Raw genomic sequence first — 26,730 nt, 5'->3', positions numbered from 1 at the left:
ATGGCCCCCTCTGACCTGGAGTTTCTAGACTTGAGGCATGTTGGGTCAACTGCTCCTTGCCGCCTCCGGCAGCGGCCTCGTGCGCCGCTCCGTGTCAGGCTTTCCGCTCACCCGCAAGGTGGTGGACCGGTTCGTCGCGGGCGAGAGCGTCCAGGAGGCCCGGAACGCCATCGAACGGCTGCGTGACGCCAACCTGGCCGTGACCGTCGACCACCTCGGCGAGGAGACGCGCGACGCGCGCGCCGCCGAGACCGTGGCGCAGGCGTACGTGACGCTGCTGGAGGCGCTGAAGCCGCTGCAGCTCGGCCGCCGGGGCGAGGTGTCGGTGAAGCTGTCGGCGGTCGGCCAGCGGCTCGACGACGGCATGGCCATGGAGCACGCCCGCCAGATCTGCGCCGCCGCGGCGGCCAACGGCTCGACCGTGACGCTCGACATGGAGGACCACACCACCGTCGACTCGACGCTGGGCATCCTGCGCAAGCTGCGCGAGGACTACCCGGCGACCGGCGTGGCGATCCAGGCGTACCTGTTCCGCAGCGAGGACGACTGCCGCGACCTGTCCCACGAGGGGTCCCGCGTCCGGCTGGTCAAGGGCGCCTACCGCGAGCCCGCCTCGGTCGCGCACCAGGGCAGGCAGGCCGTGGACAAGGCGTACGTGCGATGCCTGCGCATCCTCATGGCGGGGAAGGGTTACCCCATGGTGGCGACGCACGACGACCGGCTGATCTCCATCACCGAGCTGCTCGCCGACCGCTTCGGGCGGACGCTCGGCGACCACGAGTTCCAGATGCTCTACGGGATCCGGACCGACCGGCAGGAAGCCCTCGCCGGGGCCGGCCACACGGTCCGCGTGTACGTCCCCTACGGCGACGACTGGTACGGCTACTTCATGCGCCGGCTGGCCGAGCGCCCCGCCAACGTCGCCTTCTTCCTTCGTGCCCTTGGGGGTAAGTAAATGGATGCCATCAGCAACGTCCCCGTCCCCGCGAACGAGCCCGTACTCGGCTACGCGCCGGGCAGCGCCGAGCGTTCGGCACTGGAGGACCGCATCAAGGAGCTGTCCGGCTCCGCCACCGACCTGACCATGACCATCGACGGCGAGCAGCGGCTCGGCGGCGGCGCGCCCATCGACGTGGTGCAGCCGCACAACCATGCCTCCGTCCTGGGCCGTACCAACGACGCTACGGCTCAGGACGTGCAGGACGCCATCGACGGCGCCCTGCGAGCGGCGCCCGCCTGGCGGGCGCTGTCCTTCGACGAGCGGGCCGCGGTCTTCCTCAAGGCCGCCGACCTGCTGGCCGGTCCGTGGCGTCAGACGCTGAACGCGGCCACCGTGCTGGGGCAGTCGAAGTCGGCGCAGCAGGCGGAGATCGACGCGGCCTGTGAGCTGATCGACTTCCTGCGCTTCAACGTGGCCTACGCCCGTCAGCTCTACTCCGACCAGCCGATCTCCTCGCCCGGCGTGTGGAACCGGATGGAGTACCGACCCCTTGAGGGGTTCGTGCTGGCGATCACGCCGTTCAACTTCACCGCCATCGCCGGAAATTTGCCGACTTCTGCCGCTTTGATGGGGAATGTCGTCGTTTGGAAGCCGTCGCCGACGCAGCAGCTCGCCGCGCACCACACGATGCGGCTGCTGGAGGCGGCCGGGCTGCCGCCCGGCGTGATCAACATGGTCACCGGCAACGGGCAGGCCGTCTCCGAGGTGGCGCTGACGCACCCGGCCCTGGCCGGCATCCACTTCACCGGCTCCACCCCCACCTTCCAGCACCTGTGGGGCACGATCGGCGCCAACATCGCCTCCTACCACGGCTACCCGCGCCTGGTGGGCGAGACCGGCGGCAAGGACTTCGTGCTGGCCCACCCGTCGGCCGACCCCGCCGTGCTCTCGACCGCGCTCGTCAGGGGCGCCTTCGAGTACCAGGGCCAGAAGTGCTCGGCGGCCTCGCGGGCGTACGTGCCGCGTTCGGTCTGGAACCGCATGCGTGACGACTTCGTGGGCGTGGCCGAGTCGCTGACCGTGGGCGACGTGGCGGCCGACCTGTCGACGTTCATGGGCGCGGTCATCGACGAGCGGGCCTTCGCCAAGCACAAGGACGCCATCGACCGGGCGCGGGCGGCCTCGAACATCGAGGTGCTCACCGGCTCCTACGACTCCGGCGTCGGCTACTTCGTCAAGCCGACCATCCTGGAGTGCGCCGACCCCACGGACGAGATCTTCGTCAAGGAGTACTTCGGGCCGATCCTCGGCGTGCACGTCTACGAGGACCGCGACTTCGACACGGTGCTCGACCAGATGGAGGGCATCGCCCCGTACGCGCTGACCGGCTCGATCATCGCCCAGGACCGGTACGCCATCGCGGCGGCCTCGGAGCGGTTGCGCTTCGCGGCGGGCAACTTCTACGTCAACGACAAGCCGACGGGCGCGGTCGTGGGCCAGCAGCCGTTCGGCGGCGCGCGGGCCTCGGGCACCAACGACAAGGCCGGCTCGATCTTCAACCTGATCCGCTGGGTGAACGCCCGCACGATCAAGGAGACGTTCGTCCCCCCGATTATCACGCCGCCATATAGGGGTGACATTCCGCAGACCGGTTGGCAGCAGCCCGATCTCGGAAAGCTCGGCTATTCGAACGGCGCCTCCGAATAGCCCGCAGTAAACGACGACGCCCGGGTCTCTAATTCGAGACCCGGGCGTCATCCATTTCCGTCGCCGATCACAGCCACGGCATCGACCCGACCCAGACGGCGCCGCCGTCGACATCGAGCCGGTACCAGCCCGGCCCGTACGCCGCCCGCAGCAGCACCGGCTCCGAGCATGGATCCTCCCCCGGGCCGAGCAGCAGCCCGGCTTTCCGGGCGATCGTCCGATTGGCCTCGATCCACGCGTGGCAGGCGTCGTCCAGGTCCAGCCCGTTGCACGGGCAGTTCGTGATGGTCCGCGGGTCGCCGCCCATCCCCCGCGGGTCCCGGTGGTGCTGCTGCGTCGCCGGCCTGCGCCCGCACGCTTCGCAGATCCCCATCGACCGGGAGCGGATCGCCGCCCGCACGGCCGCCGGGAACCCCGTCACTCCAGCTCCTCGAGCGCGGCCAGGACCGCGTCGGCGATCGCCATGGCGTGCGCGTCCGGATCAGCCGCCACCTGCTCGCGCACCCGCCGGTCCCACTCGGCGGTCGCGGCGCGCCGGGCGGCCGAGCGTCGCGACGGCGAAGCACCTCCGATCGGGTCCTGCGACTGGAACACCCACACCGAGTCGGGCACGTCCAGGTCGACGAGCGCCCGCGCCGGGCAGTGCCGGCATCGGAACGCGTGCCGCGACTGCCCCGGGCCGGGCCGCCAGTCGGCGAACCGGTTCACGGTCCACTGCATCGCGCTGGTCGCATGAACCATCGGCAGGCCGCAGTGCCGGACGGTGATCGCGCAGCCGGGCGGCAGGAACATTCCGCCATCGCGCGGCCGGCGTATCGGCTCTGATTCGCCGCCCGTCCACGTCACCGGCTCGCCGCCGCTCACGCGGGCTCTCGCACCGCGATGTTCACCGTCGCCGCGCACCGCTGGCACGCGAACTGGTTATCCGACAGCTGCTCGCCCTCGCCCGGTTTACCGGTCCACCGCGTTTGGCAGCCCCGCTCCGTCATGCGCTGGCCGCAGTGTCGCAGCGTGAACTCGCAACCGTCCGGCAGGAGCAGCGCCGTCTCCGGCAACTCGGTTGTCATCCGGCGTCCCTCGTCCAGCCGCGGCCGCGTGTCCACCCGCAGTCCAGGCACTGCGACCCGCCCAGCCACCAGAAATGGCCCAGGCTCAGCGCGCACCAGATGGCTCGCCACGGCCGGACGGGGATCGATTGCTGGGCGGCCGGTTCTCGCAGCGCCGCTTCAACGGGCGTCAGTGCCGGCGTGGCCGGAAGGGAGACCACCGGGATCGGCGCGGTGATCCGCGGAATCACATCCGTTACGGCGTCGGGGCCCACGTGCCAGGAGTTGCTGGTCATGGCCCAGAACGTAGCGAGCCGCACCCCGTGGTGCGGGGTGCGGCTCGCATTCGCGGACTTTGACCGGTTGTGCTTCCACCCGGTCAATCACCGGTCGGTAGCTGATGTCGCATGCTGTACGGCAAAGACGCCTTTACGTTGTAGATTCCTATTTGGGGTTTTCGCCGGTGAGCCGGTCGACCGTGGCCAGGCAGACGTCGCAGCTGTCGTCGGGCAGCGGCACGTCCGGCAGCGGGAACGGGTGCCCGCACTCCATCGTGAACTGCGGCGGCGCGGCGGCCCGGGCCGTCTGCGCCGCGCCGTCCCACACCAGCGCGCCGAGCTTCTCCAGCAGCATCAGGCCCTCGGCGACGTCGGCGACCGGCAGCTCTTCGTCGTCGGCGAGCTGCTGCAGCGACACCGGGACCGGCGGCCCGTCGAAGGCGAGCAGGTACGGCAGCGCCGCGAGGATCTTCGCCGGGGCCGGGTCTGCGGGATACCGCTCGCGGCATTCCCGCCATGCCCGCCACGGTGCCCGTGTGAACCGGTGCTGTTCCACGGCGGCCGGGCCCGCCTGGATGCGGCGAGCTCGCCGCATCTTCTCGGCGGCTACCCGGCGGGGGCGGCTTTTCGGCATGTGCGCTCCTTGATCGCTCAGTGGGATGGTCGGTGTATCGGCGAGGTCAGGTCCGGCGCCGGCGGAACGGGATCACGTTCTGCGGCTGCGGCTCGGCGGCCGGCAGGGCGCGGGATCCGCCGCGCGGCTGCGGCAGCCGGTGGATCGTCGACTCGACGACCAGGCCCGGGATCACCGGCTGGGCGGAGATCCGCCCACGGCAGGTCTGGCCGTGCGGGGTGAAGCGCTCCTCCAGCGGATGCGGCGGATGCTGGGCGGCGTCGGCCGCGAGCAGCGACCTGGCCAGCCACCGGCGGACGCCCCGGTAGGCGGCGACGCTGCCCTTCACCGGGGCGGGTTCGGCGTCGAGCGCCTGCAGCTCGTTGGTACGGGTGACCGCGAAAAAGATCGGCTCACCGCAGATCTCGCAGGGGGTTTTCTCCCGGCTGTTGGGCTTCATCGCTCAGGCCCCCTTGCTGATCGAGAAGTGGCACTGGGGGCAGGGGCCAAGGTCGCGGACTTCGGCGTCTTCGACGCGTCTGCGGATGGGGTCGGAGCACGTGCCGCACCATGGGATGACGGGCGGCCGGTCGACGGCCCGGGCGGCGGCGGGCCACCACGGGCCGTCATGGATCAGCCGGCCCGGGTGCTGCGTGATCGGGTCGCGGGCGAGCGCCAGGGCGGCGTGCCGGACGATCCACCACGGCCGCTCGATCACGTCGGGGTCGGTCAGGGTCCGGATGATCGAGCGGGTCGACCAGTCCGGGCGGATGCGGCGGAGGTCGTCGACCAATTCCATGATCCCCTCCACCTCCTGTTCGTCCACAGCCGGAACGTCTGACGGGAGGGGGGCAGGGGGGAGGTTTTCTTGTTGTTCTTTAAAACCTCTATAAGGAATAGCTACCGCTCCCTGCGGCAAGGGTTGCCGCTGTGTGCGGCCACCCTTGCCGCTCACAGCGGCCAGGACCCCAATATGCCCGTTCTGTGGTGGCCGCTCTGTGCGGCCACCCTGACCTGCGTCTTTTACTTCCTCTTGGGACTTCGCGCGACTTACCTGGGGGCGGTTATCCACAGGCTCACTATCCGCGGCCACGCCCGACTTCTTCTTCATGTCCCGTTCCAGGCGGGCCAGCTTGGAGTCGTACAGCAGGTATCCGGACGGCAGCCGGGACTTCGTTCCAAGCTTGTAGCGCACCAGCACTTCGACGTACCCGCACGCGACGAGCTGCTTCAGGCCGCGATCGAAGGAGTCCACCGACATTTTCATGACGGCGGCGATCTCGGCCCGCGTGAGCTCCTCCAGCGTCCGCTCGTAGTAGTCGGCCATGCGGACCAGACACACGTAGGCATCCCGCCCGTTGCGGTCCAGGCGGTCATCGTCGAGCACCTCGAAATAGATCATTCCGAAGGGGTCCTTGGCGGCGGACTGGACCCTGAACCGCTCAGCGTCGCCGCTCACCGGGCGGCCACCTGACCCCCTTGGCCGCCCATGGCGCGTGAGCAGAGGACGAACGCCAGCGGCTCCCGCGATGTGATCGTCACGTAGCCGTGCCGGATGAGCACGCGGACGGCCTGCAGCTGCGACTCACGCCGGTGGTAGGGCATGCCGCAGGCGATCTCGCCCCACACGTAGACGTGCCCCTCGGGGAACCCCGCCAGGTAGGCGAGCAACTGCAGCTGCTCCATCGTCAGCCGCCGGTCGGCCAGCCACGCGGCGGGCATCGGCCACTCACCGGTCACCGGTGTCCCCTTCGCCTCGGCGCCGCCGCGCGGGCCGCCTCGGGGAAGCGCGACGGAGGCGCTGAGAGCAGGGACGGAGGGAGGCGGATCCGCCCGTGAACGGACCGAATCCGACTCGTGTTTTGTACGGGTCTGTAACCCTCGAACAGCCGTAGAGCAAGGACCTGTATGGGTACAGTGATGCACAGCACCACGACCTCCTCGACTAGGTCGTCTAGCCCCGGACCGCCTGCCAGCGGACCCCGGGGCTCAACACTTTTCAGGGCTCTTGTACGGCTCCCGCCAGTAACGCTGCTGGGCTGTTGCGACGGGAAGCCGTGGGGGAACAGTAACCACCGTTACCCATCTATCGCCAGGGATTCCCGGTCACCACGCGAGTTCCGCGCCCGTCCGGCCGGCGGGCACACCAGCCGATGACACCGCCCCGGCAGGACCGTCACCCGTCTCCGCCCTCCAGCTCCTGGCCGTCGCCGGCTTGGTCTTCGCCACGGGCGTCGAGGTCCTCCAGCCAGGCGACCAGGGTGGCCGCCGCGGTGAGAAGCTCAGCACGCAGATCGGCCGGGCCGTCTCGGGTGAACGCCTGAGCGAGCGCGGCCTGCGTCTTGACCGCCCAGGTGAGCTGGTTGACGCAGTCGGCCTGGATCTCCTCGGTGAGCGCCTCGGCGGCGACGTCGGCCCACTGCGCGCCTGTCCCGTCGTCGTAGGAGGGGGCGCGCTTCGTGCGCTGGTCACTGTTGCCGCGGGCCAGGGCGATCTCCTGGAGGAGGCGACGCCGCCGCACCATCCCTGGCGGCGGGACAGGCCCGTCGGCCGGCGGACCGATGAAGACTTCGCGGCCGAGCGCCCGCGCGGCGTCGACCAGGTTCTCCACGCTTGGCGTCTTGATGCCCGTCGACCACCGGCCGGCCGTGTTCACGTGCACGCCGGTCGCTCTCGCCAGCTCCGCCTGCGAGACGCCGCTTTCGATCCGCGTCTGCTCCAGCTCGGCGACGAGCGGGTGCAGCACCCGGCGCCTGGCCGAGGAACGCGGCCGCCCAGACGGATGATCCCCGGCTGGGCGTGTGGGCGGCTCCTCCTGGAAGGGCAACTCGGCCGCGGCGACAAGCACCACGGACCATCTGACTGCGGCGGCGTAGCCGACGAGACCGGTCAGGGACGGCGGCTTGTCGCCGTTGGCCCACCGGCCGACGGTGGCCGGGGACACGCCGATGTCGGCGGCGACCTGCCGTCGTGGAATTCCGAGCCGGTCACGGCGCTCGTCAAGGACGGCCATCAGCCGCCCGGCCGGGTCGTCGGTGTCGTCGCCGGGCGGGTCATCGACGTGCTCGACCTCCCCGCCGGGGCCGGCGAACCCGAGGCGGCTACCGAGCACGGCGGCGTACTGGACGGCCTGCTTCAGCGTCGGCGCCCTCAACCCGGTGCCCCACCAGGCGACTTCGTCGGCGGCGGCGCCGGTGGCCTCGGCGATGGTCTCTTCCGGCAGGCCGAGCCTGAGGCGCGTGGCCTCAAGCTCGGCTACCAGAGGGTGAACGGTCACCCGGTCACGCCTTCCCCGCCGCGGGCTCGTCCGAGTCGGCTTCGGGGGTGGGGCCCAGGGCGAGGATGTCGCCCATGCCGCCGTCCCGGAACAGCTTCTCGATCCGCTGCTTGCCGCTCAGGGCGCCGTTCTTCGCGTTCGTGTACCGCAGGATGAACGCCCCGGTGCGCTGCCCAGGCCGGATGGTGGCGAGCTTGATCAGCTCGCCGGTGTTCGGGTCGGCCTTGCAGCCCTCCTCGTCGATCTCCGACTGCAGGCGCGTCATGTACGCCTCGCGTACCTTCGTGCGCACGTAGTCGGGGTGCGTCATGGCGATGAAGGCGACGACGTCGGGCAGATCCAGCGCGCCCGGCAGGACCTCCTGGGAGATCTCGGTCGTGGCGTGCTTTTCGCAGTACGCCTTGACCGCGCCCATGTCCCAGATGATCTCGGGCTTGATGTCCTGGATGTGAACGGTCGCAGCGGCGGCCCCGCCGTCGTCGACGTTCACCGACAGCGACTTCGTGCCGTGCAGAAGCTGCGTCGCGGCGAAGAGCTTCTCCGCCCGCTCGCGGGTGCGCTTGACCTGCCTGCCGAGCGCCTTGTGGACACCGTCGAGGTAGGTGTAGGCGTGGGCCATGTCCAGGGGGTCCTCGCCCCGATCGGCGGCTTCATCCAGCAGGTTGCGGGCGGCGACGATCTCCTCGTCGACGACGATGCCTTCGAGCGCCTGATCGGTGCCGGGCGGCGTCGGAATCCCGGCCATGCCTGCGAGCTGGGCCAGCTCTTTGAACGACAGGTTCTCGAAGCCGGGCATCGCCTGGTCGCCGGTGAAGGTCATCGGCTCGTCGCGGCCAGGCACGTCGTACACGACGGTGGTCGGCTCCGGCTCCGCGGAGGGCGGGTGGACCTGCGCGGCGTCCTCCTCGGAGGCAGCCGCGGTGTCCACGGCGGGCTCCGCGGGGGTGAACTCGCCCTTGTCGAAGTCGTAGTAGCCCGGCCCCATGTTCGGAGTCCACACAGGACTCTTACGGGTGATCTTCTTGTGGGGGGTGCGGCGGCTCATGCGGCGGGCCTTTCCTGAGCGGAGCTGGTCGAGTTCTGGGCGGCCATCAGTTCGGCCATGCGTTCCTGCATGACCTCGGTGAGCTTGTCGTTGGGCGTCGGCGAGGCGATCGCCGGAGCGAGCAGTCCGATCACGGTCGCGCCCAGCTGGTTGGTCAGCTGGTGGATGGAGGTCAGCCGCCTTCCGGTGAGGACCTGCAGGACGGTGAGCCGCCGATCTGGAGTGACCACGCCGCACTGGCCGAGCATCTGCGTAAGCGTCGTCTCCATCTGCTTGGTGATCTTGTCGTCGGGGCTGGGCGGCGGGGCCGCCGGTGGCTGCGCCTCGCCGACTGGGGCCGAGAGCGCCGGGGGGCGGGCGTCCGTCACGCTGTAGGCGACGGCGACAGCGTCGACGCGGCCGGACAGTCCGCGGATGCGGCGCCCGATCAGCTCGGGCAGCCTCTCCTCTTCGCCCCACTCGTTGTCGAGCGTCACACTCTGGTGAACGGGGTGGGCGGCCTCGGCCAGCAGCCGCTGCAGCCGGTCCCGGTCGGTCGTGGCCATGGCCTCGTCGCGGATCTGCTCGGGCAGGCGTTCGCGGCCGAGCCGGACCACCGGCCGTGGCTGGCTGGCCGCCGAGACGCGCATCATCTTGAACACCAGCGAAGCGAGGTCCAGGTCAGGGACGACGCGAGCCTCATCCTTGCCGTAACGGACGTTGAGGTACTTGCTCTTCGCGCCGATGATCGTGGGCGGGGCGTCCAGGCTGAGCCGGATCCACACGCTCGCCTCGTGCGTCAGGTCGCGGTGGCACTCCACCTTGTACGCCTTGACCTTCGGCACCGGGTCGGCGGGGTCGTCGGCGAGGTAGGTTTCGCGGCCGCGGGCGGTGACGACCACGACGCCGGGGAACGTGGTGAGCAGCTCCATCAGCCGCTCGTGGCGGGCGTGGACGTCATCCCAGATGTTGTTGGGGATGCGCACGTCGGCGTTCGGGTCGAACGCGAGGAGCCGCTGGTTTCTGATCGAGCCCTTGGCCCGGGCCCCGCCCCACGTCTTGAGCATCTCCCAGATGCGGGAGCCGCTGTCGACGCCCAGGACGTACGGCTTGTCGCCGGCCGCCAGCGCCTTGCCTGCCTCCTGATGGGCGGCTTCGACCTGGTCGATGATGGACGCCCACGAGCCGTCGTGCTCGATGATCTCGTAGGTGGGGGTGTCGCCTGCGGCGTCGCCGTACTCGTCGCTGTTGCCGTCACCGAGGTCGAGCATCAGGCTACGGCCGACCAGCGGGGAAGCGGTGAGCTCGACGAGCATGCGGGTCTTGCCGGAGTCGGCGGGCCCTTCGACGAGCAGCATCGGGAACGGGACGATGCAGGTCGGGGGGCGTGTCTGCAGTGTCATCTGTTGTTGAGCCCTTCTCCACGGGGAGTTGTGCGGGAACTTTCCTCGACTGTTCCCGTACGGCTGAAGGTCATAGTTCGCCCCAGGCTGGGGCGAACGTTGTGCTAGTTACTGCTCCGGCAGAGTGATGGGCCTGCCGGTCTTCCGGGCGAACTCCTCCCAGGGCGGGATCGTCCAGATACGCATCCGGCCGACCTTCCACTCCGCCTCGGGAGCACCGTTGTTACGCCGAAACCAGATCGACACGGTGTCCGAGTCGACGTCGAACATCTTCGCGACTTCTTTGACTCCGACGACGGGCGGCAGCTCAGGCAAGGGCTGGCCAGGGTTGTCCCACCGGGCTTTCAGCCAGACCGGAGTACCTGAGACGACCGCGTCAGGCGGGGGCAACTTGTCGTGATCTCCCCGATGTCGCCACGAGTGGATCGTGTTGATCGACTCGCCCAACATCTTGGACAGGTCGAGCTGTCCCACCAGCTCAGGCCGCCCCTGCGGGGCTTCCGTCACATTGTCACCTCCTTTAACTGTGCAATTCTTACCCTACACCCGTGAGGGAACTTTTTGCAACTTTTCCCGAACAGTAGTGGTAAAGAATGAGCAACGCGCTACTCTGATGGAGCTGGGCGCCACTGGGCGCAGCTCTCTTCCACGGGGAGCGAAGAAGGGCCTGCCACCTCGACGGCGGGCCCTTCGCCCGTTTCAGGGCCGGCTCGTGAACGCCGCCCCCGCCTCCCCCGTGCGGGACGCCGCCAGCGACAGCAGCAGCGACACCACGGCCCCGCCGGCGCCGATCACCAGCGCCGCCCGCAGACTCGGCAGACGCAGCGCCCCGATCTGGTCGGCGCCGACGCCGCCCAGGGCGGCCGCCGCTCCCGCCCGTACCGCCCGCTCGATCGCGTCCTTCCAGAACAGCCGCGAGAAGACGCCGCGCGCCGGCCGCCGATGCCCGGCTACGTGACCGGTGCGAGCCACGCCGCTTCCCAGTCGTCCCGGCCGACCTTGCCGGTGTAGCGCAGCCCCTTCTCCCGCTGAAACGCCCTCGCCACCTCCCGCGACTCCTCCCCGAACGCGCCGTCGACCGCCAGAGGCCACCCCCGCTGCTTCATCTGCCGCTGCCAGGTGCGGACGTCCTCGCCGACGGTCAGCGGCGGATACTCGAAGACCCTGCCGGGCCAGGGCGGCATCGGCTGCGAGGGCTTCGACGGAACCTCCCGACCAGGCCGCGGGCAGCCACGCCGAATCCAGTCGTACAGCCACTCGCCGGGGCATTCGGTGTCCCACCCGTCACGGTGGCCGAGAACCTCGTCGCCGCACGGCATCCGCTTCGCCGGCACGCCGCGCAACCATTCGACGGCGTCGACCAGGCCGTGCAGCATGTCGTCCGTCGGGACGACCAGGCCGGCCTCCCCCACCATCGCCATGATCGCGTAGTGGCCGCTGTTGAGGCCCTGGCCGTTCGCGGCCGGCAAGACTCCGGGCCCCCGCCCGACCAGGACCTGCCGGTGCGGACACACCAGCGCCGTGTAGCCGAGATCCCCCCACATGTTGGTCTCCATGTGGTGCCTCTGGATGGACTTGGCCAGGAGCAGGCACCGGGAGTGATGCCTCGCGATGCCCGGCTCCACCCGGTCACCCATGTAGTGGATCTTCACGCCCTTGGGTCGTTCCCTGAGCAGCACCTCACCCTTGGCGGAGCGTGCTCCCCACAGGTCCCGACCCACCAGCTGCACCATCAGCGTCTCCTTCTTGAGGCTCGGGCAGCGCGCCGCCGCGCCGCTTCCTTACGCCGGTCCCGGCGCGGCCGCCCCGCCACCACCGGCGTCTCCCCTTCGGGGGGCCTGCCGTACTGGGCGGCGTCGGCCGGTACGTGGCGCTCATGCGGAATGTGCTCCACCACATGCCAGTGGCAGACGTAGCCGGCGCCCATTCACCACCCCCGCCACAGCGCCACCGCGGCGACGAGCAGCGCACCGAACGCGATCAGCGTCGGCAGGCTCCTGGGCCACCGGTTGGCCTCCAGGTCCCGGACACGGTTCTGCAGGTCGTTCACGGTCGCCGCGATCCCGTCGACCTTCCCATCGACGGCGCCTACCTTGCCGTCCACGAGCTCGACCTTGTGATCCACCTGGACGACCTGCTTGCCGACTTCCACCACGGCGCCGTACACGTGGGCGGCCGTGACCACCCCTTCGAATGGGTCGCGCTCAACCATCACCACCGCCCATCCCCCGGTGACCCGACAGGCGGCGAGCGGTCGCCTCCGGGGCGCCCAGCGTAAGCAGCGCGTCATAGTCGGCCCGCCGTACAGCGTCGACCTTCGCGTTCTGCTCGGCCACCCACGCCTTCACCTGGGCGGCGTAGCCGGCACGTAGCTCCTCGGCCTGCTCCGCGGTGATCTCTTCCGCGTCGGCCGGGACGGTGAGCGCCATCGCGTAGGAGCCCTCCACCTCCAGGGAGCGGGAGATCAGCGTTCCGTCACCCAGCCGGAAATACTTCGTGATCATCATCAGAGTCCCGCCAGCGCTAGAACCCGCATCTGCCATCTGATCTCGCCGTACTGGGCGCCGCCCTGCCCGGAGCCGACGTCGATCGGCGCGGTGAACGTGTTGGACCCGCCGGCGGGAATCGTGCCGGACACGAGCGTCTGGGTGAGCTCCCAGTGCACCCCAGTCTCCTGCGTGCCGGCGGCCGGCGCCGGGTTCTCCGTCGCCAGCACCGAGTTGCCGTTGATGCGGAAGCCGGCGCGGGAGTCCGTACCGGGCGGCAGGTAGAAGTCCACGTCGACCTGGACCCACTGCACGACGATCGCCGGGTAGCAGTCGCTGGGGTTCTCGACCTCGATCTCCGCCTGGGCGACCTCGGTGAACCCGGCCGGGACGGTGACCAGGGCGCCGCCGGTCGTGCCCGACGCCGACGCCCGCCCCGCCTTGGGATACGGCGGCACCCACAGCCCGCAGTTCGGATCGACCCGCAGCGGGTTCTGCGAGGTGGGGCAAGGGTAGGGCCACGCCTGCTCGGCGGGGCTGCCGCACAGGTCCAGTCGCAAACGCCCGTTCAGGTCGACCATGAACTCCGGGCCGACGCATACCTGGGGCATGGGTCACTCCCCCTGGTAGCCGGACAGCCGCCGCGCGGTGTCCTCCGGGATGCCGACCGCGATCAGCGCCTCGTAGTCGCCGCGCATCCGCTGCTCGTCACCTTCCAGCAGGTCGGCGACGTGGCTTTCGCGGGCGGCGACGTGCTCGGCGCGGATCCGCTCGTACTCCTCCTGGCTGATCTCGGCGTCGCCGGGCTGAGCGATATGCTCCCCCCGGCCGAGGACCTCCACCGCGCTGACCGAGCCGTCGCCGTGGCGGACATACACCTGCTGGACGCGGCCCGACGCGGCGTCGGCGGCGGCCTGCGCTTCGACCAGGTGCTGCGGGGAGACGAAGTCGCCCCCGGTGATCTCGGTGGCGTCGGCCGGCGGGGCGTGCGTGTCGCGGTCGGTGCCGTCGGCCTGCGACAGGGTTCCGTCGCCGTGCCGGTAGTACAGCGTTTCCACAGGTCCTCCCGGAATCAGACGATGATCAAGAACGCGCGCATGAAGTGCTGGATGCGGTTGTAGGTCGCTCCGCCGCTGCCTCGGCCCATGGTGATGTCGAGGGACTCGACGGCCGACGCACCCGGGCCGATGCCGCCCGCCCGGTTGTAGACCTTCGTCACCTGGCAGTGGACGTCGGACGCCGTGGAGCCGCCGCGGTTGGCGAAGTACTGCATCTCGTCGGTGGTGATCCCGCCGGCGGCGCCGGAGTTGGCGGGCAGGTCGAAGTCGATGTCGACCTCGACCTCGACGAACACGAACGCCGTCCGGCACGGATCGGGGTTGGTGATGTTCATCGTCCGCGTGGCGATCACGTTGTCGAAGCCGGTCGGCACCGCCGTACTCGGCAACGTCTGGTTCTGCGAGGACTGTACGAAGTCGGTGCGGCCGCGCGGCTCCGAGCGGAGCGTGCCGGTCGAGTCGCAGTAGACGCCGCCCGCGTTGGCGTCGATCGCGCACGGGTACGGCCAGGTGCCGACTCGGGCGGCCAGCGGCGACGCGGCGCTGCCGTTGCCCGTCAGGCCGCAGGTGCCGACCGTCAGCGCGGCCCGCAGACCGGTCGCCGTGCAGCTCAGCAGGTTGCCAGCGGCTGCGTTGATGATCGGCGTCGCGGTGAGCGGCTGCGGCACGGTGCCCAGGCCGCCCAGGTCGATGCACGGCGTGTCCTGGACGGCGACGGTCGTCAGGCCGCCGCCTCCGCCGCCGCCAGCCGCGTATAGGCCGCCGTCGCCGCCGATCACCATCGCGTTACCGGCGTCGGCCGAGATCTTCGCGTTGATCCTGTTGTTCGCGTCGTCGTAGGCCAGGCCGTTGCCGAGGGCCTGGCCTACGCAGTCCTGGATCACTTCGCAGTCCGTCGTTCCCGTCGCCGAGACGACGTACGGGTTCGAGGCGCTGCCATTGCCGGTGACGTTGACCCCTGCACCAGGGGTGATCAAGCAGCTGCAGGAGCTGGCACATCCGCACCGTGCCAAGGCGAGCCTCCCTCCATGGGGGTAGGCCCGGCCCTCACGCCAGCAGCATCACGGTCAGCGTACCGGCGGCGGTCGTCGCCTCTTCGGAGCGCCGCCATCGGCCGGCACCATGACGGACGTCATCCTTTACCTGATCGCAGCTTTTCGCGGCGGGTCCGCGGCCTACGATCGGCGCGTGAATCTCTTCCCGTTCGGCTGGGCCGCGTTGGCGTTGACCGGCACGATCGGAGCCGCCGGGCTCGCTTCGCTGGTTGTGCGGGCACGCCGCGCGTCCGATGCGGTCATGATGCGGGCGCCGAGCGGCCATTGGACGGTGCCGGTTCCGCGCGGCGACGTGCCCGCCCAGTTCGGCGCTGACTTCCTCACCCAAGGCGGCTCGTCGTGTCAGGCGGAGGGGAGCGGCGGCGACTGCGGCAGCTCGTAGCCCGGCCGGAGGCGCGTCAGCCGATACGACCGCTGCCGCCCGGCTAGAACAGCGCGAGCGTCTGGTCGGCTACCTGCTCGCAGGCTCCCAGGCGCAGGCAGCGACGGCAGTTGACCGGGTACTCAGAGGGATACAGCCGCCCTGGGTCCCAGCCGGAGATGGGGGTGCGGCAGGCGGGGGCGGGCAGTTCCACGCCGTACTGATCCCGGCTCGTGCCGGGGCGGTGCACGATCCGGGAACCTTCAACGCGCAGGCCGCATGTTTCCACACGTCAACCCTACCAAGATCACCTTTTGTGTTCGTTTGGTTACGATAGCCGAACCGGTGCGAGCGCCTGCCCTGAGCGCGGAACCCCCCGCTACGGCGACGCCACCACGGTGACGGTGCCGGTGGTGGCGTGGCGGGCGGTGAGCCGGCCCGTGTCGTCGACCTCCAGCACGTAGGCGTCGGGGGCGACACCGACCACCACGCTGGTGCGGTGCTCCAAGATACGGAGCCGGTCGTCCAGGTCACGCAGGATCTCCGCAGGTGTGCGCGGCCGTACCCTCACCCTCGCCATGCCGTCCCCTCTTCCGGTCTTCCGGTCAGGCGGCGGTCGCCGCGGTGTCGACGCCGAGCGGCGCCAGCGTGATGCCGACCTTCTCGCCGTCGGCTTCGGTGAACGTCACCCGCACCCGCAGCAGCCGCAGCTCGGCGGCGATCGTACGGCACGTCGCGGTCGAGGTGACCGGGACGGTCACGCCGGGGATCAGGTCCTGGATGCCGATCGGCGCCTCCGGGGCGAGCTGGGAGTCGTCGGGGATTTCGAGGAACACCGGCGCCGGATCGCCGGCGGCGACCAGGGCGTTCGCCTCAGCTTTGGCGGAGGCGGCGTCCTGGATCTCCTCCTCGGTCGCGATGAACTCCAGCAGCCCGCACGTGCCGGTGCCGCCCGCCTCGGCCATGACGCCCTTGCCGATGACGGTCGCGTGCGTGATCGCCGCCAGGCCGTCCTCGATGACCGACAGCGGGCCCACGAAATGCTCGTCCGTCAGGCCGGGCAGTCTGCCCAGCGGCCCCTCCCCCGTCAGGATGATGCGCCGGCCCAGCACCGTGAAGTCGACGCCGGTCCTCGCGAGCTCCCGCAGGTGATCGAGGACGTAGCCGGAGTTGGCGGCGTACTTGCGTTCGCCGATGATGCCGGACGCGGTGACCCACAGGTAGGCCAGGACGTTCGGGTCGTCCGGCTCGAAGCCGTGTTCGATGAGGATCCGGGCGATCATGGCGAGGTCGGCGGCGTTGGTGCCGGTGTAGTCGAGCAGCTCGCGGATCTTCCTCCTGAACAGCCACTGGGTGACGTCGCGGGCGGCGATCATCGTGTCGTCGCCGCGGTGCGCGATCCGCGTGATCGGGCCCTCCCACACCCGTTTCTGATCGCGGTAGATCGTCAGCGAGTTACACCAGGTGCGGGTGTTGCCGAGCAGCTCGCAGCACTCCTCGCCCCGGTAGGGGACGGTGATGTTCGCCTCGGAGGTGTCGTCCAGGATGCGTGACCAGTCCAGCGCCGACGCCTCGACGGTGCCGTACTCGCGGCCGCCGGTCCGGTCGGCGATAGCGACCGTGTACGTCTCAGGGCACCCGAGCGGACCCATGATCACACCTCCCGGACGATGGTTCGCAACGTGACGGTCGCGTCGTCGGCGATCGTCGTGGAGTCCGCGGAGACGCACACCAGGTACGGGATGCCGCACTCCAGGACGGGCCAGCTCAGCGGCTGCCCCTCCGGTCCGGACACGATGCCCTCGGCCGGGGTGTCGGCCCGGCCGGGGCACTGCACCAGCACGGTGCGGCGGGTCGAGTCGAGCGTCAGTTTCGACGCCGCCGGCAGATACGAAATGTTGATCTCGGAGCACCAGGCGCACGGGTCGAGCTGCTCGTACGGCACACCGAACGGGTTGGGGTAGAACCTGACCCTGATGTTGCGCAGCACGTCAGACCCGGTGTACAGCTCCAGCAGCGGCACCAGGTCCGCCCAGATGGGCGCCGCCCCCTCGGGGATCTCCACGCACACCTGCCGGCGGGTGAACGGCTCGCACAGGCACGGGTTACGCGGCAGCGGCAGGTCCGGCAGGACGGCCGGCGGGCAGTTGGGGTCCAGCGGGCACGGCTGCGGCTGCTGGGCGGCGCACTCGCCGGCCTCGTCCAAACAGCCGGGGTCGGTCGACCACTGGACGCATTCGCCGTCGGGCGTCTCCGGCGGCCAGGTGACGGCCTCGGCGACGGTGACCGCGGGGCGCAGCGCGTGCGGCCGCCCCGCCGTGAGCTGGAACTGCACCTCGCGTAGCTCGCCCGGGCAGCAGGCGCAGCCGGTGATGCTGCGCAGCTTCTTCACCTCACTCGTCAGGGCGACGTCGCGCAGGGTGCGGAACACTCCGGCGCCGCACGTCTGGCTCGTGCACGGGCCGGGGCAGCATTCGCCCGGCGTGGCCGGAACGGTCGGGCAGCACGTCATGAACTCCAGGTCGTCGCCGCCGCACGAGCCTGGCCCGCAGCCCAGCGCGCCCTGCAGCACCGACGACAGCCACCGCTGCCCGTAGTCCACCGCGCAGGACGTCCTGCCGATCAGCATGCCGGTCACGGTGATCGTGCGGGCGCCGTACCGTTTGCGGCCGATGACGGCGCCGTCGCCGAGCCGGTTGGTCACCGGCCGGCTCACGGGCGCCGATTCCAAGCCCTCGATGTCGGTGCACAGGAACCCGGCGAAGTCCGTCGACGACGCCTCAGCCGGGTCGTACCAGGGGGCGTCGTCAGTGTCCGGCAGCATGTACGGCTCGTCGCCCAGGACATCGATGAGGCCGTCGCAGCCGCAGTCGCGGATCGAGGCGTGCGACGGCGCCAGCCCCGCCTGGCTGTAGGCGTACACCCGGGCGCTGTTGGCCACCTCGACGCCAGAAAAGCAAAGCCAGTCGGTGGATGCCATGTTCGGTCCCCTCTCCTATCGCAGCGCCTCGGCCAGCTGACGTTCCTGCTCGGCCCAGATATCGCCCGCCGACGCCATGACCTGCGTGTAGGTGTTGTTGAACGTGACATCCCGGACCGCTGAGCTGGCCTGGCCCCTGGCTTGGGCGGCCTGCCGGGCTGGAACGGCGGCGCTCTCGCGGACAGGCCGGAAGGCGGCGGCCTGGGCGGGTGTGATCGGCGCGACCATCTGGCGGGCGGCCTTCTCGATCCGCGGCGCCATGTCCTGCAAGCCGAGGAGGTAGCCGAGCCCGGTGTTGCGGCCGTCGGCGCGCATCCTCCTCGACGGGCTTTTGATCTTCAGTTCTTTTCTGACGGTCACCGAGATGCTCTTGGCGATCGCCGTCATGAGCGCGGTGATCTCCTTCTGCTGCGACTTCAGGCCCGCGAGGAAGCCCTTGCCGGCGTTGACGCCGCTGTCGTACAGGAAGTCGGCGCTGTCCCGGCCGAAGACCTTGCTGTTGCTGTTGATGCGCTGCTGCAGCGAGTTGATCTCACGGAGCGTCGACGTCGACGCCTTCGCCAGGGTGGCGGCGAGCTGCCCGGACTGTTCGGGCCCGCCGGTCACGAGCTGCTCGATCAGTGACTTGTCGGCGCCGCGCCGCTCCAGCTTCGCGATGTCGGCCCGGAACGTGTCGATCGCCTTCAGCCGTTTACGCAGGCTGACCGCGATGGACTCCGGTGTCGCCCGCTCTTCGTCGGTGAGCGTCGACAGGGCGGCCGAGGAGCGGGCCCGGTCGGCGACGTCGACCGCGGTCTGCGTCGCCTTCTCCAGCGTCTCCGCGAGCCGGTCACGCTCGGTGGCGAGCTTGCCCAGCGCCGAGTTCAGCGTCGTCAGCCGGGCGACCAGCAGGTTGTCCACCCGCGTGTTGGTCTTCTTCAACGCCGCGGTGATCTGCCGCTGCAGGTCGCGCAGCTGCCGGGAGATCTCCTCCGGGCTGGCCGAGATCAGGTTACGGACGAAGTCGCCGCTCACCGACCGGTTGATGTCGATCAGCTTGTCCCGCACACTCTTACTGATCTTGCCGAGTTCGGCGTTGATCGCCCGCTGCGAGCGGGCCAAGCCGCGGGCCAGGTCGGCGCCGAGCAGCGCCCCCAGGTCGATCACCGGGTTACGGCCGGACGCGAAACCGCCGGACGCGAACCTCGGTAGGCCGCCGCCCACCATGCCGCCGCTGGCGAACTTGTTGCTGTTGATCGCCCGCAGCAGCTCCTCGTACCGCTTGGTCGCCTTGGCGTTGACGACGAACTCACCGGCGCTGAGCCTGGCCAGGATCGAGTCACTCGTGCCGGTGCCCGGCCCGCGTAGCTTGCCGCCAGCCGCGAAGGCGGGGAAGGTGCGCGGCTTGAGCTCCTCGGCCATGCCGCCTGTCGCGCCCGCCGTGGCGGTGGTGCGGCCGATCCTCAACGTGACATCGACGATCTTTCCGGAGCTGTTACGGATGAACGACTGGACAGCGGCTTGCGCAGGCGCCGTGTTCGCCCGGATCGTGACAGTCTTCGACTTCAGGTTCTTGATGCTGTTGGCCAGGCTGTTGACCTTCGGCGCGGCCGCGCTGGAGGAGTTGCCGGCGCCCTGCGCCTCGGTCGCCAGGTTGGAGACGTTCCCGGCGGCACCCTGCGCCCGCCGGTCCAGGACACCCGCCTGCCGGGCCGCCTCCGAGACGCCGCCCTTCGCCCCGGCGGCTTTTCCTCCCAGGTTGCCGAGCGCGCCGCCCGCGTTGTCGGCGGCGGTCTTCGCCCCCGTCAGCGCGTTGCGCAGCTCGTTGATGAGCGCCCGGCTCTCAGCGCTTTTGCCGGCCAGCCCCGTCAGGGCGGGCAGCTGGTTGCGGAACGCCGCCGTGGTCTTGTCGACCGACTGGTTCGCGGCGAACTCGGCGTTCGCCTGGTCACGCAGCGACGTGATCAGGTTCTGCAAGGCGGTACGGCGCGCCTGCGACGTGGCGTTCCCCTGAGCCAGCACCTGGTTGGCGGCGATGAAAGCGTCCTTGACACGGGTCGTCGCGGTGAACAACGCCAGCGACGGGTTGACGGTGAGGTCGAACGCCGCCTGCAACGCTTTGACCCGGTCGGTCAGGTTCAGCGCTTCGTTGGCGGTGTTCGCGAACGCCGTCTGGATCGCCAGCGTGGGATTCTGCGCCGCCTGCACCGCCGCCTGGTAGGCGGCGAACTTCCCGGCCGCCGCCGCCGTCAGGTTGCCGCTCTGCGTGACCCCCTGCGACAGGTCAACACCGACCGCGTCGGCCAGGGCGATCGCCTGCGTCTTGGTGATCCCGTAGGTGGCGGCGACGGCCTTCGCGCCGGCGTCGATGTTCGCCAGCGCCTGCCGGTTCTGCTCCAGCGCCTGGGCGGCGGCGACGTTCACATCCGACAGGCCACGCTGAGCCAGTGCGGCCTGCGCGTTCGCGACGGTGTTGGCGTTCAGGTCGCGGTTCAGGTCCCGTAGGGCCAAGGCGATGCGTTCCTCAGTAGGCGCAACCTTGGCGGCCAGGACCTTGTTCGCGTTTTCGTAGCCGATGACGTTGTTGCGGACCGCCAAGTTCTGCGCCTGGATCGAGGCGACCAGCTCCTCGCCCCGGGTTTTCGCGGTCGCCAGCGAGATCGCGAACACGCCCAAGGCGGCGGCGCCGGCCAAATATATATTCGGCCCGGCGCTCGCGGCCGCGATGAGCGCCTTGGACGCCAGCGACGCCCCCTTCGTCTCCTTCGAGAACGTCTTGACCTTCCCCAGCCCGCCGGTGAAGGCGTTCCCGAGGGCGGTGATGGGGCCGCGCAACGCGACCGTCGTCACCAGCAGCTGAACCAGCCCCGGCGACAGGTCCGACACGGCGGTCAGCAGCTGCAGCGTCCCCGACACCACGCCGCCCAGGATCGGGGCGAGCGGCGCCAGGGCCTGCAGCAGCGCGGCCGCCGCCGCCCCGCCGTCCTGGACGATCGACACCAAGCCGTCGATCGCGCCGGGCGCCGACTGCTCCAAGAAGTCGAAGAAGCCCTGCGCCCGGTCGGAGTCGAAGCCGTCGCCGAGGGCGTTGACGGCGTCGGTCAGCGAGTCCGTCACCGATTTAGCGAGCGGCACCAGCTGGGGCAGCAGGTCCCGCGTCTCCGTGAGGGCCGCGTTGTAGACGCGCAATGTGTCGGGGGCGAGCGCCGCCGACAGCGCCTTGTACTCGTCGACCAGCGCACTCGTCGACGTGGCGGCGATCTTCTGGTCGTCGGTGAGGGACGCCCACTCGTCGGCCATCTCGGTCTGCGCCTTGATGACCTTCGTGATCGTCGGGATCGCGAACACGCCGAACGCGCCCACCCCGGCGCCGGCGGCGGCGAACGCGGGCGCCAGCCCGGCGGCGGCGGCGATCGCCGAGATGATCGCCTGCCGGGTGAAGGTCAGGCCCCGCACCACCCGCTCGGACGCCGGCGGCAGCCCGGCCAGGTCACGCAGCAGCCCGGAGAAGCCGCCGCGGCCCCGGCCTCCGGAGCCGATCCCGGCGAGCGCCTCGCGGATCTTCGTCGCAGCCGGCACCAGCCGCCGGTTGATCGTGTCGGCCGCCTGGTCGCTGGACTTCTTCGTCTCCACGCCGACCCGGGCGGCGGCCTTCGCGGTCTTGTCGAGCTCGGCGGCCGCGGCCTTCGCCCCGCGCTGCACAGCCTGGACGGCGGTTTCAGCGGTCCGCGCTGAGCGCTGCGTCTCGGCGCCTATCCCGGAGGCGGCCTGTTCGACCTTGCCGAGTTCCTTGGCCGCCACCGCGGCCGCCGCCTTGACGCGCCGCTCCAGCCCTTCACGGAGCTTCTCCGGCAGGCCCTCGAAGTCGAGGGTGAGCTCCACCTCGGCGCGGCTGAGCGGCTGACCTGCGGCCATGGGCGGGCACCCCTACCGGTCGCGATGGTGCCCGGCCCTCAGCTCAGCGACGACCCTAGGTTACGGGGACCGGGCTCCGCCCTCCCGCATCGCCTTGCGACCGGTACGCGTCCATGAACGCCCGTCCTTGCTCCTGCGGCGACCAGGCCGCCGTCGCCTGCCGCTTCGGCATCCCCGCCGGCGGGCGCGTCAGCTGCATGTCCAGCCGCCTCTTCCCCTTGTCGTCGGCGCCGTCGACCAGCCACCCGTACACCAGGTTGCACGTGCGGGCCGGGTTCGGCAGCAGCGCCGCCAGCTCCACTCCGCGCAGCGACAGTTGCCCGTCCAGCTCCCCCCAGGAGGCGGCCAGCGTGGCGTACAGCCGCTGCGCCACCCACCACTTGCGGCCCGTCGCCTGCTGCACGAGCCGTTCGGCCACCGCGCGCACCTCCTCCCGGGTCAGCGGGTCTTCCTCTCCGTCGAGCCGGTCCGACAGCCGTTCACCGTCGAGCGGGTGCAGCAGCCCGTACAGGACGTGCATGTGCCACCGCTCGGCCGGTAAATACTCCAGCAGCACCTGCCACGACCCGGCCAGCTCGTAGATCTCCTGATCGAGAACGAACGACGCCGGCGGCCCCAGGACCGCCGGCCGCCACTCCCCCACCGGCTATCGCGGCGCGGACGCCGAGCGGGCGGCACGCGCCCGGGCCGGGTGCGGCTGACGGCTGCCTGCGCCGGCCTGCTCCTTCGCCTGCAGCTTGCGGATGATCTGCGGGATCAGGTCGAACAGATCACTGCGCTCGAAATCGTCGTCGTCGTCCTTCGCCCTGCTCAGCAGCCGCCGCAAGCTCTCTGCGGTGACGACGGTGTGCAGGAACTCCCAGCCCTGCCACAGCACGTCCGGGCCGGTCGCGCGCCGCGCCGCCGTCTCCTCCAGGGAGACCAGCAGGTCCTCCCACTTGCGTGGCTTCACCAGGTAGTAGGTCTCACCATCGAGCTGGAAGGCGACCGTCCGCTCCTCAACGGATGTTTTCGTCAGGTGCGGCTTGGCCTTCGTGGTGAACACCAGCTCCGGATCGACGACGACCTCTTCCATCTCCACCTCGCCGACCGCCCTCTGGGCGTCGTCCTTCACCGCTGCGTCGCTCATCGTTCCCCCGAACGTGTCGATCCGCTGATCCCGTTGAAGCCCCTATCATTGCGCGAGCGTGGAGCTCCTCGAGCGCCTGAGCGTGCCGCTACTTCGGCCCCAGGTCCACGACCGGGTAAGGGCAGGCCGCCGCGAACGCCCGCCGCAACCACCGATCCCCCTTGATCCCTTTGACGGAGGCGGCGAAGACGGTGACGTTGGAGCCCTTCGGCGTGAACACCAGCACCTTCGCCCGCTTCGGCACGATCGGCTTGCCCGCCGGCCCGTAGATGCCCGTGCCGACGTCCAGCCAGTAGGCGTGCTTGGCCAGCGATCCGGCGCGGCCGACGACGTGGTTGGCCAGCCCGAGCGCGTTGCTGTAGATCGTGCCGCGGGCCACACCGGTGTCGACCCGGATGGTGCGCTTCCCGATGTTCGCCGTCTCCCGCATGATCTTCTCGACGTGCTGGACGACCGGCCCGTCCGGCGACCGCAGGAACCGGTTCAGCGCCGCCGGGTTGTTACGGACCCGCACCCGGTACGTGGCCACCGCACACTCCTGTCCGGCGGGTCAGGCCGCCTCGTCGTAGTCAGGCTCGCGCACCTTCAGCTCGATCTGCGGCGGGCTGCACAGCGCCTCATGCTCGTCGTCCGGGTCTCCGACCAGCCGCATGCCCGTCACCGCTTGCCCACCTTTCCAGCCGAGGCCGCCTGGCCGCCGGTCTTCTCCTCCTGGCCGCCATCGGCACCGGCCGGGTCATCGCCCCAGCTCTCTTCGACGAATGAGTGATCGGCCAGCAGCGTCAGCTTCCGCGCCTCGATCACCTTGCGGATGAACGGCGAATCCGCGACGTCGTACTGATGGCCATCACGCATACCCAGCACTGGCGCGTTCGCTTTCACGGTCAACATGCCCATGCGCAGCAGCAAAGCAGAAGGCCGCCCCCACGTCGGCGGGGGCGGCCCGAGGTGACCGCACGTGTCGTGATCTTACGCGGGGTGTAGCGGCCAGGCGGGACGCGTGCGTGAGGTCACCCCTGCGGCCGGTAGGCGCCGGCTCCAGGTCTCATCACCGGGTCAGCCGCCGGCGAGGTAGTCGCGCAGGTTGGCCGCCATGGTGTCCATCTGGTCGGCACCGCCCTGGCCGCTGGAATGCAGGACGACGCCCTCCACGACCAGGGCCAGGACGTTGTTCAGAGGCTGGGTAGCGCGGCACAGCACCATGAGCCGCTTCGCCTCCCCCTGGGTGAGCACCATGGCGACATCACCGAGGTTGAGCGGGCGGTGCCCCTCCAGTTCGGTGGCAGCGACCTCCAGCAGCGGGAAGAGAAACTGGTGGGTTTGCTGGCAGGCGGTCAATCCGGCGCTGGACGAGGCCCAGGACACCTCGTGGGTGCCATCCAGCAGCTTGGGATGGTCGGGGGTGGCGCGGAACTCCACGTACATGCCATCGTCGACGCCGGCGCACACCCCTTCCTCGTCGCCCTCCTGCGCGTAGCGGCAGGTGTAGATGGCTTTCGGTGCGGGTGTCGGCGGCCTCTGCAGCTTCTGGTAAAGCAGAACGCCCAATCCGGTGAGCACGGCGGCCAAGGCCAGCAGCGCTGCCCCGGTGGCGGCCCGGCGCGCCCGGACGTCCTCGCCCAAGGCCCGGCAGCGGCGGCTGTAGCCCCACACGCTGATCACGGCGATAAGGACGACCAGGGCGATCACCATGACGTGTAGCTGTCAGGGTCGAAGGTCACGGCATTCTCCATGGGGGTGGGAGAGCTGAACGCACTTACAGCAGGCGTCCGACCGATAACGGCCTGTGTTCGACACCAGCGTGGCGGTTCAGCTCTCCCCGTGTGACGGTTATCGCCTCACACCCCTCCACGGAGTCAGGCCGGCGCGGGGCGACCCGACATGCGAAGCAGCCCCTCACGCACGTAGGCGAGGACCTCGGCCGGCTCGTACGGCATCCTTTGCCGTTTGACGCCGGGGTGACTCCGGTAAGGGACAGAACCACCGCGGGGCCGCTCTCCCACCCACCCGTCCCAGTGTGGCGGGAACACGTCCCCCTCACGCACCGGCAGCGTCACCTCAGCGCCGGCCTCGCCCATCCTTCGCTCCAGCCCGTCGAGCCCGAAAAAGCACACCACCAAGCGGTGCCCGGCCAACTGCCGCACCTGGTCGACCACGTCCTCCGGGTCGGTGAACCTCGCCAGTTCCTCAGCTGACCCGTAGCGCAGACTCCCGGTGTGGCGCTGAGCGTTGAACCCGGCCCACAGGCTGACGCTGATCACCACCTGCCCGCTCAACCTCTCCACCCGCAGGTCGAAGTTCTGCCACGTCCCCGAGAAGTGGACGAGCAGCGCGTCCGAGTCGTCGAGCACGTCGCGCGCCCACGCCTGCGCCCGTGCCCGGTCGGAGGCCCGCTCAGCGTGCCACCATCGTTCGGCCGCCGGTTCCTGGCACGCCTCGCAGTAGCGCTGCCCGTCGTGGCCCTTCCTGTGCGGCTGGTCGGATCGCGTTTTGCAGTGGGCGCAGGTGCGCGCCAAGTCCCAGGCCGCCTGCCGTGAGGGCGGCAGCGGCGGCAGCGCCACCGAGTCGGCGACAGCGAACAGCTCCGCGTAGCCGCGCGGCATCATGTACGACGCGATCGGCTTCTGCCCTTCCGCGGGGCGTCGACGGCGGTGCTTCAGCATCGTCACAGTGGCCAGCTGGGCGGCCGGCAGTTCGTTGTAGCGGTAGATGAGCCGCTCCTTGGGGCAGAAGACACGCCGCCGGGTCTTACGTCTGTCGGCCAAACTCACCTCCGCCGTGATCATCCACTGGGCCGGGTCGAGCTGCACAGGGGGCGCGTCGCCGTCATTGTCGGCGTGCAGACGCGGCAGCCCCTCAGACGTGGCGGGCAGCAGCACACCGCGCACGCGCTGATCGTTGAGAATGCTGGTGGCGATCACCCGCCAGCCGACCAGGCTCGGCTTGTCCTCCTGCGGCACGGGCCTCTCGGCGTCGCTGCCGGGCTGCGGGTCCGGCACGGGAAGGTCGTAGCCGCGGGGTTGCTCGGCCATCAGAGGTCAGCTCCCGTCTGCTCCTGGGCGGTGATGACGGCCTCGTCCGCGCCCGCCCGGTGCACCGGCCCAGTGATCGGGGATGGTGCGGTCTGCGCCGCAACGGGTCCCGGACGCTCCACGTCCAGGAGGCTCTGGACCTCAGCATGCAGGGCTGCGCCGATGCGCTTCATGTTGCGCGCCGCCCGGCGCGCGTCCTCCAGGTCCTCCATGGCGTCCTGGTAGTCGGTGTGGCTCAAGTCGCCATCGGCGCCGGTGATCCGACGCAGCAGGTCGTTGAGGCAGCGGTCGACGTCGTTGAGCTTCTCGTCAACGCCGTCCAGGGCGCCGAGCAGGTCGCCGACGGTCTCCTTCTGATCCGCCAGACGCCGGCTGTGGGCGGCGTCGGGACGGCGGCTGTGGGCGGCGTCGGGACGGCGGCTGTGCAGGTCGGTCACGGTCACTGGG

At 70.2% G+C, this 26,730-nt stretch carries 33 protein-coding genes; 3 read left to right on the top strand and 30 right to left on the bottom strand.

All coding sequences use genetic code 11. The features are described 5' to 3' along the window. The first annotated feature begins 37 nt into the window (after positions 1 to 37). Together ACIHAD_RS13080 and pruA are read left to right on the top strand one after the other, a co-directional pair. Positions 38 to 955: a proline dehydrogenase family protein gene (locus ACIHAD_RS13080; RefSeq protein WP_397354567.1), complete on the top strand. Its 918-nt coding sequence runs from the start codon at positions 38 to 40 to the stop codon at positions 953 to 955. Further along, on the top strand, positions 956 to 2,647 hold the full coding sequence (pruA, locus tag ACIHAD_RS13075) for an L-glutamate gamma-semialdehyde dehydrogenase (protein ID WP_397354566.1): 1,692 nt from the start codon (positions 956 to 958) through the stop codon (positions 2,645 to 2,647). A gap of 67 nt (positions 2,648 to 2,714) precedes the next feature. Here the strand turns inward: pruA and ACIHAD_RS13070 are convergent, their stop codons facing one another. From ACIHAD_RS13070 to ACIHAD_RS12980, 19 genes are all read right to left on the bottom strand, one after another. Continuing rightward, positions 2,715 to 3,068, bottom strand: coding sequence for a hypothetical protein (locus ACIHAD_RS13070; protein WP_397354565.1), 354 nt, complete (start codon positions 3,066 to 3,068; stop codon positions 2,715 to 2,717). Continuing rightward, positions 3,065 to 3,439 carry a hypothetical protein gene (locus ACIHAD_RS13065; RefSeq protein ID WP_397354564.1) on the bottom strand — a complete coding sequence of 125 codons (375 nt, stop codon included), beginning with the start codon at positions 3,437 to 3,439 and terminating at the stop codon, positions 3,065 to 3,067. The genes ACIHAD_RS13070 and ACIHAD_RS13065 overlap by 4 nt, the downstream gene beginning before the upstream one ends. 68 nt (positions 3,440 to 3,507) lie before the next feature. Continuing rightward, positions 3,508 to 3,714 (bottom strand): hypothetical protein, encoded by a 207-nt coding sequence (locus ACIHAD_RS13060; protein ID WP_397354563.1) that lies wholly within the window; start codon positions 3,712 to 3,714, stop codon positions 3,508 to 3,510. Next, complete coding sequence (locus ACIHAD_RS13055) at positions 3,711 to 3,989, bottom strand: hypothetical protein (RefSeq protein ID WP_397354562.1); 279 nt, start codon at positions 3,987 to 3,989, stop codon at positions 3,711 to 3,713. The genes ACIHAD_RS13060 and ACIHAD_RS13055 overlap by 4 nt, the downstream gene beginning before the upstream one ends. A 148-nt stretch (positions 3,990 to 4,137) precedes the next feature. Then, on the bottom strand, positions 4,138 to 4,605 hold the full coding sequence (locus tag ACIHAD_RS13050; RefSeq protein ID WP_397354561.1) for a hypothetical protein: 468 nt from the start codon (positions 4,603 to 4,605) through the stop codon (positions 4,138 to 4,140). 46 nt (positions 4,606 to 4,651) lie between these two features. Next, positions 4,652 to 5,044 (bottom strand): hypothetical protein, encoded by a 393-nt coding sequence (locus ACIHAD_RS13045; RefSeq protein WP_397354560.1) that lies wholly within the window; start codon positions 5,042 to 5,044, stop codon positions 4,652 to 4,654. Positions 5,045 to 5,047: 3 nt separating this feature from the next. Beyond that, on the bottom strand, positions 5,048 to 5,986 hold the full coding sequence (locus ACIHAD_RS13040; protein WP_397354559.1) for a hypothetical protein: 939 nt from the start codon (positions 5,984 to 5,986) through the stop codon (positions 5,048 to 5,050). A 53-nt stretch (positions 5,987 to 6,039) separates the two neighbouring features. Beyond that, positions 6,040 to 6,324, bottom strand: coding sequence for a hypothetical protein (locus tag ACIHAD_RS13035; protein WP_397354558.1), 285 nt, complete (start codon positions 6,322 to 6,324; stop codon positions 6,040 to 6,042). A gap of 436 nt (positions 6,325 to 6,760) precedes the next feature. Beyond that, positions 6,761 to 7,861, bottom strand: a complete 1,101-nt coding sequence (locus tag ACIHAD_RS13030) for a helix-turn-helix transcriptional regulator (protein ID WP_397354556.1) — start codon at positions 7,859 to 7,861, stop codon at positions 6,761 to 6,763. A 4-nt stretch (positions 7,862 to 7,865) separates the two neighbouring features. Beyond that, the gene (locus ACIHAD_RS13025) at positions 7,866 to 8,906 is read right to left on the bottom strand and encodes a hypothetical protein (protein ID WP_397354554.1); all 1,041 of its coding nucleotides are present in this window, start codon (positions 8,904 to 8,906) and stop codon (positions 7,866 to 7,868) included. Next, positions 8,903 to 10,288: a hypothetical protein gene (locus ACIHAD_RS13020; protein ID WP_397354553.1), complete on the bottom strand. Its 1,386-nt coding sequence runs from the start codon at positions 10,286 to 10,288 to the stop codon at positions 8,903 to 8,905. Before ACIHAD_RS13020 ends, ACIHAD_RS13025 begins: the two co-directional genes overlap by 4 nt. A 108-nt stretch (positions 10,289 to 10,396) precedes the next feature. After that, on the bottom strand, positions 10,397 to 10,795 hold the full coding sequence (locus tag ACIHAD_RS13015; RefSeq protein ID WP_397354552.1) for a hypothetical protein: 399 nt from the start codon (positions 10,793 to 10,795) through the stop codon (positions 10,397 to 10,399). A 192-nt stretch (positions 10,796 to 10,987) separates the two neighbouring features. Further along, the gene (locus ACIHAD_RS13010) at positions 10,988 to 11,260 is read right to left on the bottom strand and encodes a holin (RefSeq protein WP_397354551.1); all 273 of its coding nucleotides are present in this window, start codon (positions 11,258 to 11,260) and stop codon (positions 10,988 to 10,990) included. Beyond that, a complete protein-coding gene (locus ACIHAD_RS13005; protein ID WP_397354550.1) occupies positions 11,239 to 12,021 on the bottom strand; it encodes an N-acetylmuramoyl-L-alanine amidase in 783 nt (260 codons plus the stop codon). Before ACIHAD_RS13005 ends, ACIHAD_RS13010 begins: the two co-directional genes overlap by 22 nt. A 194-nt stretch (positions 12,022 to 12,215) precedes the next feature. Next, entirely contained in the window at positions 12,216 to 12,506 is a 291-nt protein-coding gene (locus tag ACIHAD_RS13000) for a hypothetical protein (protein ID WP_397354549.1), read from the bottom strand. Further along, the gene (locus tag ACIHAD_RS12995) at positions 12,493 to 12,795 is read right to left on the bottom strand and encodes a hypothetical protein (RefSeq protein WP_397354548.1); all 303 of its coding nucleotides are present in this window, start codon (positions 12,793 to 12,795) and stop codon (positions 12,493 to 12,495) included. Before ACIHAD_RS12995 ends, ACIHAD_RS13000 begins: the two co-directional genes overlap by 14 nt. Continuing rightward, positions 12,795 to 13,385: a hypothetical protein gene (locus tag ACIHAD_RS12990; RefSeq protein WP_397354547.1), complete on the bottom strand. Its 591-nt coding sequence runs from the start codon at positions 13,383 to 13,385 to the stop codon at positions 12,795 to 12,797. The genes ACIHAD_RS12995 and ACIHAD_RS12990 overlap by 1 nt, the downstream gene beginning before the upstream one ends. 3 nt (positions 13,386 to 13,388) lie before the next feature. Then, complete coding sequence (locus ACIHAD_RS12985; RefSeq protein WP_397354546.1) at positions 13,389 to 13,832, bottom strand: hypothetical protein; 444 nt, start codon at positions 13,830 to 13,832, stop codon at positions 13,389 to 13,391. Between the two features lie 14 nt (positions 13,833 to 13,846). After that, a complete protein-coding gene (locus ACIHAD_RS12980) occupies positions 13,847 to 14,809 on the bottom strand; it encodes a hypothetical protein (RefSeq protein ID WP_397354545.1) in 963 nt (320 codons plus the stop codon). A gap of 145 nt (positions 14,810 to 14,954) precedes the next feature. Between ACIHAD_RS12980 and ACIHAD_RS12975 the strand changes: the two genes are divergently transcribed. Beyond that, positions 14,955 to 15,269, top strand: a complete 315-nt coding sequence (locus ACIHAD_RS12975) for a hypothetical protein (protein WP_397354544.1) — start codon at positions 14,955 to 14,957, stop codon at positions 15,267 to 15,269. 358 nt (positions 15,270 to 15,627) lie between these two features. Here ACIHAD_RS12975 and ACIHAD_RS12970 read toward each other — a convergent pair whose 3' ends face one another. The 11 genes from ACIHAD_RS12970 to ACIHAD_RS12920 form a co-directional block, all read right to left on the bottom strand. Next, positions 15,628 to 15,828, bottom strand: coding sequence for a hypothetical protein (locus ACIHAD_RS12970; protein WP_397354543.1), 201 nt, complete (start codon positions 15,826 to 15,828; stop codon positions 15,628 to 15,630). A gap of 25 nt (positions 15,829 to 15,853) precedes the next feature. Continuing rightward, positions 15,854 to 16,900: a hypothetical protein gene (locus tag ACIHAD_RS12965; protein WP_397354542.1), complete on the bottom strand. Its 1,047-nt coding sequence runs from the start codon at positions 16,898 to 16,900 to the stop codon at positions 15,854 to 15,856. A 2-nt stretch (positions 16,901 to 16,902) separates the two neighbouring features. Then, complete coding sequence (locus tag ACIHAD_RS12960) at positions 16,903 to 18,228, bottom strand: hypothetical protein (RefSeq protein ID WP_397354541.1); 1,326 nt, start codon at positions 18,226 to 18,228, stop codon at positions 16,903 to 16,905. Positions 18,229 to 18,243: 15 nt separating this feature from the next. Continuing rightward, a complete protein-coding gene (locus ACIHAD_RS12955) occupies positions 18,244 to 22,122 on the bottom strand; it encodes a hypothetical protein (RefSeq protein ID WP_397354540.1) in 3,879 nt (1,292 codons plus the stop codon). A 55-nt stretch (positions 22,123 to 22,177) separates the two neighbouring features. Further along, positions 22,178 to 22,765, bottom strand: a complete 588-nt coding sequence (locus ACIHAD_RS12950; protein WP_397354539.1) for a hypothetical protein — start codon at positions 22,763 to 22,765, stop codon at positions 22,178 to 22,180. A gap of 3 nt (positions 22,766 to 22,768) precedes the next feature. After that, positions 22,769 to 23,251: a hypothetical protein gene (locus ACIHAD_RS12945; protein ID WP_397354538.1), complete on the bottom strand. Its 483-nt coding sequence runs from the start codon at positions 23,249 to 23,251 to the stop codon at positions 22,769 to 22,771. A gap of 88 nt (positions 23,252 to 23,339) precedes the next feature. Further along, the gene (locus ACIHAD_RS12940; RefSeq protein ID WP_397354537.1) at positions 23,340 to 23,780 is read right to left on the bottom strand and encodes a hypothetical protein; all 441 of its coding nucleotides are present in this window, start codon (positions 23,778 to 23,780) and stop codon (positions 23,340 to 23,342) included. Positions 23,781 to 23,908: 128 nt separating this feature from the next. Next, a complete protein-coding gene (locus tag ACIHAD_RS12935; RefSeq protein WP_397354536.1) occupies positions 23,909 to 24,160 on the bottom strand; it encodes a hypothetical protein in 252 nt (83 codons plus the stop codon). A 147-nt stretch (positions 24,161 to 24,307) separates the two neighbouring features. Next, entirely contained in the window at positions 24,308 to 24,943 is a 636-nt protein-coding gene (locus tag ACIHAD_RS12930) for a hypothetical protein (RefSeq protein WP_397354535.1), read from the bottom strand. 164 nt (positions 24,944 to 25,107) lie between these two features. After that, positions 25,108 to 26,283, bottom strand: coding sequence for a hypothetical protein (locus ACIHAD_RS12925; protein ID WP_397354534.1), 1,176 nt, complete (start codon positions 26,281 to 26,283; stop codon positions 25,108 to 25,110). Continuing rightward, on the bottom strand, positions 26,283 to 26,726 hold the full coding sequence (locus ACIHAD_RS12920; protein WP_397354533.1) for a hypothetical protein: 444 nt from the start codon (positions 26,724 to 26,726) through the stop codon (positions 26,283 to 26,285). Before ACIHAD_RS12920 ends, ACIHAD_RS12925 begins: the two co-directional genes overlap by 1 nt. Positions 26,727 to 26,730: the final 4 nt, after the last annotated feature.

Source organism: Nonomuraea sp. NPDC052265 (assembly GCF_044547985.1).
GTDB lineage: Bacteria > Actinomycetota > Actinomycetes > Streptosporangiales > Streptosporangiaceae > Nonomuraea.
This window is presented reverse-complemented; position numbering and strand designations above follow the sequence as displayed.

What these genes read in the sequence shown, in the direction of transcription:
- ACIHAD_RS12945 (WP_397354538.1), bottom strand. Translation starts at nt 23,251, where the DNA reads ATGAGCGACGCAGCGGTGAAGGACGACGCCCAGAGGGCGGTCGGCGAG.
- ACIHAD_RS12970 (WP_397354543.1), bottom strand. Translation starts at nt 15,828, where the DNA reads ATGGCGAGGGTGAGGGTACGGCCGCGCACACCTGCGGAGATCCTGCGT.
- ACIHAD_RS12930 (WP_397354535.1), bottom strand. Translation starts at nt 24,943, where the DNA reads ATGGTGATCGCCCTGGTCGTCCTTATCGCCGTGATCAGCGTGTGGGGC.
- ACIHAD_RS13040 (WP_397354559.1), bottom strand. Translation starts at nt 5,986, where the DNA reads ATGATCTATTTCGAGGTGCTCGACGATGACCGCCTGGACCGCAACGGG.
- ACIHAD_RS13025 (WP_397354554.1), bottom strand. Translation starts at nt 8,906, where the DNA reads ATGAGCCGCCGCACCCCCCACAAGAAGATCACCCGTAAGAGTCCTGTG.
- ACIHAD_RS13080 (WP_397354567.1), top strand. Translation starts at nt 38, where the DNA reads ATGTTGGGTCAACTGCTCCTTGCCGCCTCCGGCAGCGGCCTCGTGCGC.
- ACIHAD_RS12990 (WP_397354547.1), bottom strand. Translation starts at nt 13,385, where the DNA reads ATGCCCCAGGTATGCGTCGGCCCGGAGTTCATGGTCGACCTGAACGGG.
- ACIHAD_RS12925 (WP_397354534.1), bottom strand. Translation starts at nt 26,283, where the DNA reads ATGGCCGAGCAACCCCGCGGCTACGACCTTCCCGTGCCGGACCCGCAG.
- ACIHAD_RS12965 (WP_397354542.1), bottom strand. Translation starts at nt 16,900, where the DNA reads ATGGGTCCGCTCGGGTGCCCTGAGACGTACACGGTCGCTATCGCCGAC.
- ACIHAD_RS13020 (WP_397354553.1), bottom strand. Translation starts at nt 10,288, where the DNA reads ATGACACTGCAGACACGCCCCCCGACCTGCATCGTCCCGTTCCCGATG.
- ACIHAD_RS13065 (WP_397354564.1), bottom strand. Translation starts at nt 3,439, where the DNA reads ATGTTCCTGCCGCCCGGCTGCGCGATCACCGTCCGGCACTGCGGCCTG.
- ACIHAD_RS13050 (WP_397354561.1), bottom strand. Translation starts at nt 4,605, where the DNA reads ATGCCGAAAAGCCGCCCCCGCCGGGTAGCCGCCGAGAAGATGCGGCGA.
- ACIHAD_RS12960 (WP_397354541.1), bottom strand. Translation starts at nt 18,228, where the DNA reads ATGGCATCCACCGACTGGCTTTGCTTTTCTGGCGTCGAGGTGGCCAAC.
- ACIHAD_RS12995 (WP_397354548.1), bottom strand. Translation starts at nt 12,795, where the DNA reads ATGATGATCACGAAGTATTTCCGGCTGGGTGACGGAACGCTGATCTCC.
- pruA (WP_397354566.1), top strand. Translation starts at nt 956, where the DNA reads ATGGATGCCATCAGCAACGTCCCCGTCCCCGCGAACGAGCCCGTACTC.
- ACIHAD_RS13060 (WP_397354563.1), bottom strand. Translation starts at nt 3,714, where the DNA reads ATGACAACCGAGTTGCCGGAGACGGCGCTGCTCCTGCCGGACGGTTGC.
- ACIHAD_RS12975 (WP_397354544.1), top strand. Translation starts at nt 14,955, where the DNA reads ATGACGGACGTCATCCTTTACCTGATCGCAGCTTTTCGCGGCGGGTCC.
- ACIHAD_RS13055 (WP_397354562.1), bottom strand. Translation starts at nt 3,989, where the DNA reads ATGACCAGCAACTCCTGGCACGTGGGCCCCGACGCCGTAACGGATGTG.
- ACIHAD_RS12955 (WP_397354540.1), bottom strand. Translation starts at nt 22,122, where the DNA reads ATGGCCGCAGGTCAGCCGCTCAGCCGCGCCGAGGTGGAGCTCACCCTC.
- ACIHAD_RS13005 (WP_397354550.1), bottom strand. Translation starts at nt 12,021, where the DNA reads ATGGTGCAGCTGGTGGGTCGGGACCTGTGGGGAGCACGCTCCGCCAAG.
- ACIHAD_RS13045 (WP_397354560.1), bottom strand. Translation starts at nt 5,044, where the DNA reads ATGAAGCCCAACAGCCGGGAGAAAACCCCCTGCGAGATCTGCGGTGAG.